The organism is Falsiroseomonas oryziterrae, assembly GCF_021864505.1.
GTDB lineage: Bacteria > Pseudomonadota > Alphaproteobacteria > Acetobacterales > Acetobacteraceae > Falsiroseomonas > Falsiroseomonas oryziterrae.
Genome location: NZ_JAKJIB010000199.1, coordinates 1 through 7,318, shown reverse-complemented (window position 1 = coordinate 7,318; position 7,318 = coordinate 1). Strand labels below are relative to the sequence as shown.

Below are 7,318 nucleotides of genomic sequence, written 5' to 3'. Positions count from 1 at the left end.
GCGCACCGGCATCGCGGCGCGCCGCGCAGCGCTAGCCCTGCTCGACAGCCGCGCCGCCGCCTTCGCCGCGCGCCGCATCCAGCGTGCGCGCGGCAGCGCCACGCTCTCCCGCTTCTCGGCCGCGCCGCTGCAAGCCCTCATCCGCGAACGCCGCACCCGCCTCGACGGGCTGTCGCGGCAGCTGGAGGCGCTGTCCTACAACGCCGTGCTGGCGCGCGGCTTCGCCCTGGTGCGCGACGCGGTCGGCGAGCCGCTGACGCGCGCCGCGGCCGTGGCGCCGGGCGCGAGGCTTTCCATCGCCTTCGCCGACGGCGCGGTGGCCGCCACGGCGGAGGGCGAGGCGTTGAAGCGCAAGCCGAAGCCGACCGACAGCCAGGGATCGCTGCTGTGACCGAGTGCTGCGACCCGGGTCCGCGCGAATTCTCCTGCGTCGGCCTGCCCGACCTCGGACGGCGCACGCTTCTCGCCGCGCCGGCGCTGCTGCTCGCCCGTCCCGCGGACGCCCAGGAGTTTCGTGGCGAGCCGGCGCAGGGCGCCTTCCTCGTCGGCCGCGCCGCGCCGGGCACGCGCCTCGCGCTGGACGGGCGCACGCTGCGCGTCGGGTCGGACGGCCACTTCGCCTTCGGCTTCGGGCGCGACCACGGGCCGACCGCGAGCCTCGCCGTCACGCAGGGCGGCCGCACCGAGACCCGCGCGCTGTCGGTCCGCCGGCGCGAGTGGGATATCCAGCACATCACCGGCCTGCCGCCCGCCCAGGTCACGCCGGACGAGGCTGCCTTGCGCCGCATCACCGCCGAGCGCGAGCGCCTCGGCGCCGCGCGCGCCATGGACAGCACGCTGACCTATTTCGCCGAGCCGCTCAGTTGGCCCGCGCGCGGACGCATCAGCGGCATCTTCGGCAGCCAGCGCGTGCTGAACGGCCAGCCGCGCCAGCCGCATTACGGCCTCGACGTCGCCGGCCCGGTCGGCACGCCGATCTTCGCCGCGCTGTCCGGCCGCGTCACGCTCTCGGGCGACTTCTTCTTCTTCGGACAATTGCTCGTGCTCGACCACGGCCATGGCGTGAACACGCTCTATGCGCATCTCTCGGAGCGTCTGGTCACCGAGGGCGAGACGGTGGCGCGCGGCCAGCAGATCGCGCGCATGGGGGCGACAGGCCGCGTCACCGGCCCGCACCTGCATTTCTCGCTCTCCTGGTACCAGGTCTGGCTCGATCCCCAGCCCGTGCTGCCGGCCTAGGAACACTCCGCCGCACGCCGCGTTCGCCGCCCCGGAGGACCCGCATGACCGACCCCTACGCCATCTACCCGAGCCTGCGCGGCAAGGTCGTGCTGATCACCGGCGGCGCCTCTGGCATCGGGGCCGAGATGGTCGCGCAGTTCGCGCGGCAGGGCTCGAAGGTCGCCTTCCTCGACTTCGACGCCGAGAACGGCGCCAGGGTGGCGCAGGCCACCGGCAGTCTCTTCCTCCGCTGCGACCTGCGCGACATCGCGGCGCTGCGCGAGGCCATCGCGCGGATCCGTGCCGAGCTCGGCGAGGTGCAGGTCCTCGTCAACAACGCCGCCCGCGACGACCGCCACCCGCTCGACGATGTGGAACCCGACTATTGGGACGAGCGCTTCGCGACCAACCTGCGCCACATGTTCTTCTGCGCCCAGGCCGTCGCGCCCGGCATGCGCGCGGCGAAAGCGGGCTCCATCATCAACCTCGGCTCGGTCAGCTGGATGAAGGCGCAGGGCGGCATGCCGGCCTACACGGCGGCCAAATCCGCCGTGCGCGGCCTGACGCGCGGCCTCGCCCGCGACCTCGGCGGCGACAACATCCGCTGCAACGAGGTGGTGCCCGGCTGGGTCTTCACCGACCGCCAGGAGAAGCTCTGGGCGACGCCGAACAGCGTGCGGACGACGCTGGACGCGCAGTGCCTGCACCGCAAGGTCATGCCGCCCGACATCGCCCGCATCGTGCTGTGGCTTGCCGCCGACGACAGCGCGATGGTCACCGCGCAGCACTTCGTCGTGGATGGCGGCTTCGTCTGAGGCGGTTCCCGGCCCGGCCTCAGGCCAGGCCGAACTGCGCTTCGTGCAGCGTTTGATAGGCACCCCTGGCCGCGAGAAGCGCCTGGTGGCTGCCCTGCTCCGCGATGCGACCGTCCTGCACCACGACGATCCGGTCGGCGTCCCGGATCGTCGCCAGGCGGTGCGCGATCACCAGCGTCGTGCGACCGCGCGCGAGGTCCGCCAGTGCAGCCTGGATGGCGCGCTCCGTCTCGGTGTCGAGCGCGCTCGTCGCCTCGTCCAGGATGAGCACCGGCGGGTTCTTGAGGAAGACACGCGCGATCGCAAGCCGCTGCTTCTGCCCGCCCGACAGCCGCACCCCGCGCTCGCCCACCACCGTGTCGAGCCCATCCGGGAGGCTGGCGAGCAGATCGTCCAGCCGGGCACGCCGTGCCGCCTCCAGGATCTCTGCGTCGGTCGCGCCCAGGCGCCCATAGGCGATGTTCTCGCGGATCGTGCCGGCGAAGAGGAAGGTGTCCTGCGGCACGATGCCGATCTGCCGCCGCAGGCTCTCGAGCGTCAGGTCGCGGATGTCATGCCCGTCCAGCGTGATGCGCCCCGCGTCCACATCGTAGAAACGGGGAACGAGGGCGCAGAGCGTCGTCTTGCCCGCGCCCGAGGGACCGACCAGCGCGACCGTTTCGCCCGGCGCGACGGCGAGGTCGACGCCGCGCAGCACCGGGCGGCCCGGGCTGTAGCCGAAGGAGACGCCGTCGAGGCGTAGCGCGCCCCGCAGCGCCGGCGCTGGGCGCGCATCGGAACGGTCCGCGATATCCGGCTCGATCGCCATCAATTCGCGGTAGCGGCGGAAGCCGGCGATGCCCTTCGGGTAGGTCTCGATCACGGCGGCGATCTTGTCGAGCGGGCGGAACAGCACGCCGACCAGCAGCAGGAAGGCGACGAAGTCCCCGACGCTCATCGCGCCTCGCACGATCAGCACGGACCCGGCCAGCATCACGACCACCTGCACCAGCCGCAGCCCGATGTAGTTGAGCGTCACGCCGGCCGCCATGATCCGGTAGCCGTCGAGCTTGGTGCGGCGGTAGCCCTCGTTGTCGGCGGCGAAGAGCCGGCGTTCCTCGGCCTCGTTGGCGAAGGCCTTCACGACGCGGATCCCGCCCACTGCTTCCTCGATCCGCGCGTTGAAGGCGCCCACACGGCCGAACTGCGCCTGCCAGTTGCGCGTCATCCGCCCGCCATAGCGCGCGACGATGAAGCCGGTGGCCGGCATGACCAGCAGCGTGATGGCGGCCAGCATCGGATTGACCAGGAACATCAGCGCGAAGGCGCCAGCGAAGGTCAGCACCGCGATCAGCAGGTCCTCCGGCCCGTGATGCGCGACTTCGCCGATTTCCTCGAGGTCCTTGGTCAGTCGCCCCACCAGATGCCCGGTCTTCTGGCCATCGTAAAAGCGGAAGGACAGCTTCATCAGGTGGTCGAAGGCGCGGCGTCGGAGCTCGGTCTCGATCGCGATGCCGAGGACGTGGCCCCAATAGGTGACCACCGCCATCAGCACGCCGTTCAGCAGGTAGATCGCGAGCAGCGCGCCGATCGCGAGCAGGATCAGAGGCAGGTCCTGGCCGGGCAGCAGGTGATCCACGAGGGCGCGGACGGCCATCGGGAACATCAGCTCCAGTACGCCGGACAGCGCCGCGCAGCCGAAATCCAGCAGCAGGAGCCGGCGATGCGGGCGGTAGAAGGCGGCGAAGGCGCGGAGCATCGCGCCCTTCAAGCGCGACGCGGCCGCTGCGGCAACAGGCTAGGCGAGCTGCTTCCAGAAGAAGGCCGATCCCTCCAGCCGGCTCCGGTCGGTGGAGAGCGCGAACCCGGGCACGACGCCGAGCGCCGTCCAGCCAAGGCTTTCATACAGGCGCTGCGCCGCGCTGCCCTCGACCGTGTCGAGGAGCAGCAGGCTCCGCCCCGCCTCGCGCGCCATCGCCTCCAGCCGCGTCATCAGCGCGCGGCCGAGGCCGAGGCGGCGCGCCTCCGGGTGCACCAGCAGCTTGGTCACCTCCGCGCGGTGCGGCTGATTCGGCTGCGGCGCGAAGGCAAGCTGCACGGTGCCGCGGATGCGGCCTTCGACGCGCGCGACGAGCAGGCGCCGCTCACCGGAGGCCAGCGCCGGCAGCACGGCACGGCGCCACCAGGCCTCGGAGTCCGCCTGGCTGAAGGGCAGCACGAAGTTGACGCTGGCCCCGCCTTCGACGCAGGCCTGCATCACCTCCGCCAGCACGGGCAACTCGTGCTCGGCCGCGACGGAGTCGAGCTCCTCGATGATCATGACGGTCCTCATGGCGCGCAGATCGCGATGACGTAGCGTGCTGGACCAGGACCCAGGCCCCGGAAGCGCGTCGGCCCGCGCAGCCGCACCCGGACGCAGTCGCCGGGGCGCAGCGTGTAGGACGCGCCGGCCTCGGCGAATTCCAGGCTGCCGGATTGCAGCAGCACGTGCTGCTCCATCCCCGGCACGGGCGCGCGGTCATAGGCGATCTCGGCACCCTCCGGCAGCTCGCCCTCGACCAGTTCGATGCGCAGCCCGGGACCGGGCGGGGACGCGGCGCGGCGGCGGAAGCCCGTCGCCGGATCGGTCCAGGCCGGCTGGTCGTCGCGCCGCACCAGCGCAGGTGCCTCGCCTTCGGCCGCGGCCATCAGGCGCGACAGCGTCCAGCCATGCACGGCGCAGAGCCGGTTGAGCTGGGTCGCGGTGGGGCTGAGTTCGCCGCGCTCGATGCGCGACAGGCTGGCGCGGCTGATCCCGGTCTGGGCGGCGAGGTCATCGAGCGACATGGCGCGCGCCATGCGCAGCTCCGCGAGGCGCGCCGCCAGACGGTGCTCGATGGCAGGAGCCTCGATATCTCTCATCGGAGACAATGTCTCTCATCAGAGAGAGGGCGTAAAGACCCTCAGCGCAGTTGGCGTCGCACGAACGCCGCCGCCGCCTCCACGCCGCCGGCCGGCCCGATGTCGTTGTGTCCGGCGCCCGGCGCTTCCCACAGCTCGGCCGGGGCTGTCGCTGCAGCCTGCAAGCGCCGGCCCATCTCCGGCGGCACCAGCGTGTCGCGCGCGCCCTGCAGGATCAGAATCGGGGCGCGCGCCGCCCCGATGCGGGACAGGCTGTCATAGCGATCGCGCAGCAGAAGGCCCGACGGCAGCAAGGGGTAGTGCAGCCGCGCGAGATCGAGCAGCGAGGTGTAGGGGCTTTCCAGAACCAACGCTGCCGCGGCGTCGGGCTGTTCGGCGGCAAGACGCAGGACGGGCCCGGTCCCGAGCGATTCGCCCCACAGCACGGTGCGTGCGGGTGCGATGCCCTGGGCTCGCAGATGCGCGAGGCCGGCGCGCGCGTCCTCTGCCAGCCCGTCCTCCGACGGCGCGCCGGGATTGCCGCCATAGCCGCGCCACTGCACGACCAGCGCACCCCAGCCGAGCTGCTGGAACCGCGCGATCCGCTCGGCGCGGTAAGCCACATGGCCGCCATTGCCGTGCAGGTAGAGGATGACCGGCGCGCGGCCGTCCGGCGCCGGCGCCTCCCAGCCGAGGATGTCGAGGCCATCGGCGGTGCGCAGCCGCACCTCGCGCACATCCCGCAATCCCATCGCCGCGGGCGGAGGCGGTGGGCGCGTGTCGGGGAAGTAGATCAGCCGGTCCTGGAACACGTAGAGCGCCGCGCCGAAGCCGCCCAAGGTCAGGGCGGCGGTCAGCGCGACGCCGAGCAGCGTCAATCGCGGTCCCTCGGGCCGGGCGCGAGCACCTCGCGCTTGCCGACATGGTTCGCGGGTCCGACCACGCCGTCCTTCTCCATCTGCTCGATCAGCTTGGCGGCCTTGTTGTAGCCGATGCCGAGGTGGCGCTGGATGAAGCTCGTGCTCGCCTTGCCCTCGCGCGTCACGAGGTCCACGGCCTTGTCGTAGAGCGAGCCCTCGGCATCCGTGTTGCCGCCGAGCAGGCCGGCGACGGCGCCCATGTCGCCGTCCTCGTCCTCTGTCTCGGTGACCTCGTCCACATAGGACGGCTCGCCCTGGGCACGCAGCATCTCGACGATGCGCTCGACTTCCTGGTCGGAGACGAAGGGACCGTGCACGCGGCTGATCCGGCCGCCGCCGGCCATGTGCAGCATGTCGCCCTGGCCGAGCAGCTGCTCCGCGCCCTGCTCGCCCAGGATCGTGCGGCTGTCGATCTTCGACGTCACCTGGAAGCTGATCCGCGTCGGGAAGTTCGCCTTGATCGTGCCGGTGATCACATCCACGGACGGGCGCTGGGTGGCCATGATCACATGGATGCCGGCCGCGCGCGCCATCTGCGCAAGGCGCTGCACCGCCGCCTCGATCTCCTTGCCGGCGACGATCATCAGGTCCGCCATCTCGTCGATCACGACGACGATCATCGGCAGCGGCTCGAGCGCGAGAGGCTGGTCCTCGAAGAGCGGCTTGTTGGTCTCCGGGTCGAAGCCGACCTGGACGCGCCGCGTCAGCACCTCGCCGCGCGCACGCGACGCCGAGACCTTCTCGTTGTAGCCCGCGATGTTCCGGACGCCGAGCTGGCTCATCGCCTTGTAGCGCCGCTCCATCTCGCGGACCGTCCACTTCAGCGCACCGATCGCCTTGCGCGGATCGGTCACGACGGGTGCGAGCAGATGCGGGATGCGGTCATAGACCGACAGCTCCAGCATCTTCGGGTCGATCATGATGAAGCGGCACTCGTCGGGGCTGAGCCGGTAGAGCAGGCTCAGGATCATGGTGTTGATCGCCACCGACTTGCCCGAGCCGGTGGTGCCCGCGATCAGCAGATGCGGCATGCGGGCGAGGTCGGCGATGATCGGCGCGCCGCCGATGTCCTTGCCGAGCGCGAGGTTCAGCCGCCCCGGGTGCTTCGCCCAGTCCTCGGCGGCGAAGAGCTCGGAGAGCAGCACCGTCTCGCGCTTGGCGTTCGGCAACTCGATGCCGATCACGTTGCGCCCCGGCACGGTCGCGATGCGCACCGCGGTGACGCTCATGCTGCGCGCGATGTCGTCGGCGAGGCCGATGACGCGGGCGGATTTGGTGCCGGGCGCCGGCTCCAGCTCGTAGAGCGTCACGACGGGGCCGGGGCGGATCTCGGCGATGCGGCCACGCACGCCGTAATCCTCCAGAACTGTTTCGAGCAGGCGGGCGTTGCCCTGCAGCGCCTCCTCCGACGGGCCGCTGGCGCGGCGCGCCGGAGGGGCGGCCAGCAGTTCGAGCGGCGGCAGGTGCCAGGTGCCGTCGGGCAGCGGCAGGCTGGCCTGCCGG

At 71.7% G+C, this 7,318-nt stretch carries 8 protein-coding genes; 3 read left to right on the top strand and 5 right to left on the bottom strand.

The window, feature by feature from the left end:
- From L2I40_RS15275 to L2I40_RS15265, 3 genes are all read left to right on the top strand, one after another.
- The coding region (locus L2I40_RS15275; RefSeq protein ID WP_272910973.1) for an exodeoxyribonuclease VII large subunit at positions 1–391 on the top strand (391 nt) is incomplete at its 5' end.
- Positions 388–1,239: a M23 family metallopeptidase gene (locus L2I40_RS15270; RefSeq protein WP_237216064.1), complete on the top strand. Its 852-nt coding sequence runs from the start codon at positions 388–390 to the stop codon at positions 1,237–1,239. The genes L2I40_RS15275 and L2I40_RS15270, both read left to right, overlap by 4 nt.
- Positions 1,240–1,283: 44 nt before the next feature.
- Positions 1,284–2,036, top strand: coding sequence for an SDR family NAD(P)-dependent oxidoreductase (locus L2I40_RS15265; protein ID WP_237216063.1), 753 nt, complete (start codon positions 1,284–1,286; stop codon positions 2,034–2,036).
- A 19-nt stretch (positions 2,037–2,055) separates the two neighbouring features.
- Here L2I40_RS15265 and L2I40_RS15260 read toward each other — a convergent pair whose 3' ends face one another.
- The 5 genes from L2I40_RS15260 to L2I40_RS15240 form a co-directional block, all read right to left on the bottom strand.
- A complete protein-coding gene (locus L2I40_RS15260; protein WP_237216062.1) occupies positions 2,056–3,774 on the bottom strand; it encodes an ABC transporter ATP-binding protein in 1,719 nt (572 codons plus the stop codon).
- 39 nt (positions 3,775–3,813) lie between these two features.
- Complete coding sequence (locus L2I40_RS15255; protein ID WP_237216061.1) at positions 3,814–4,347, bottom strand: GNAT family N-acetyltransferase; 534 nt, start codon at positions 4,345–4,347, stop codon at positions 3,814–3,816.
- Positions 4,344–4,916 (bottom strand): helix-turn-helix domain-containing protein, encoded by a 573-nt coding sequence (locus tag L2I40_RS15250; RefSeq protein ID WP_237216060.1) that lies wholly within the window; start codon positions 4,914–4,916, stop codon positions 4,344–4,346. The genes L2I40_RS15255 and L2I40_RS15250 overlap by 4 nt, the downstream gene beginning before the upstream one ends.
- A gap of 41 nt (positions 4,917–4,957) precedes the next feature.
- Positions 4,958–5,773: an alpha/beta hydrolase gene (locus L2I40_RS15245; RefSeq protein ID WP_237216059.1), complete on the bottom strand. Its 816-nt coding sequence runs from the start codon at positions 5,771–5,773 to the stop codon at positions 4,958–4,960.
- Positions 5,770–7,318: DNA translocase FtsK (locus L2I40_RS15240; protein WP_237216058.1), on the bottom strand; the 1,549-nt coding region annotated here is incomplete at its 5' end. The genes L2I40_RS15240 and L2I40_RS15245, both read right to left, overlap by 4 nt.

Excerpts from the sequence above, each read along its gene's own strand:
- L2I40_RS15250 (WP_237216060.1), bottom strand. The coding sequence starts at position 4,916 with ATGAGAGATATCGAGGCTCCTGCCATCGAGCACCGTCTGGCGGCGCGC.
- L2I40_RS15260 (WP_237216062.1), bottom strand. The coding sequence starts at position 3,774 with ATGCTCCGCGCCTTCGCCGCCTTCTACCGCCCGCATCGCCGGCTCCTG.
- L2I40_RS15255 (WP_237216061.1), bottom strand. The coding sequence starts at position 4,347 with ATGAGGACCGTCATGATCATCGAGGAGCTCGACTCCGTCGCGGCCGAG.
- L2I40_RS15265 (WP_237216063.1), top strand. The coding sequence starts at position 1,284 with ATGACCGACCCCTACGCCATCTACCCGAGCCTGCGCGGCAAGGTCGTG.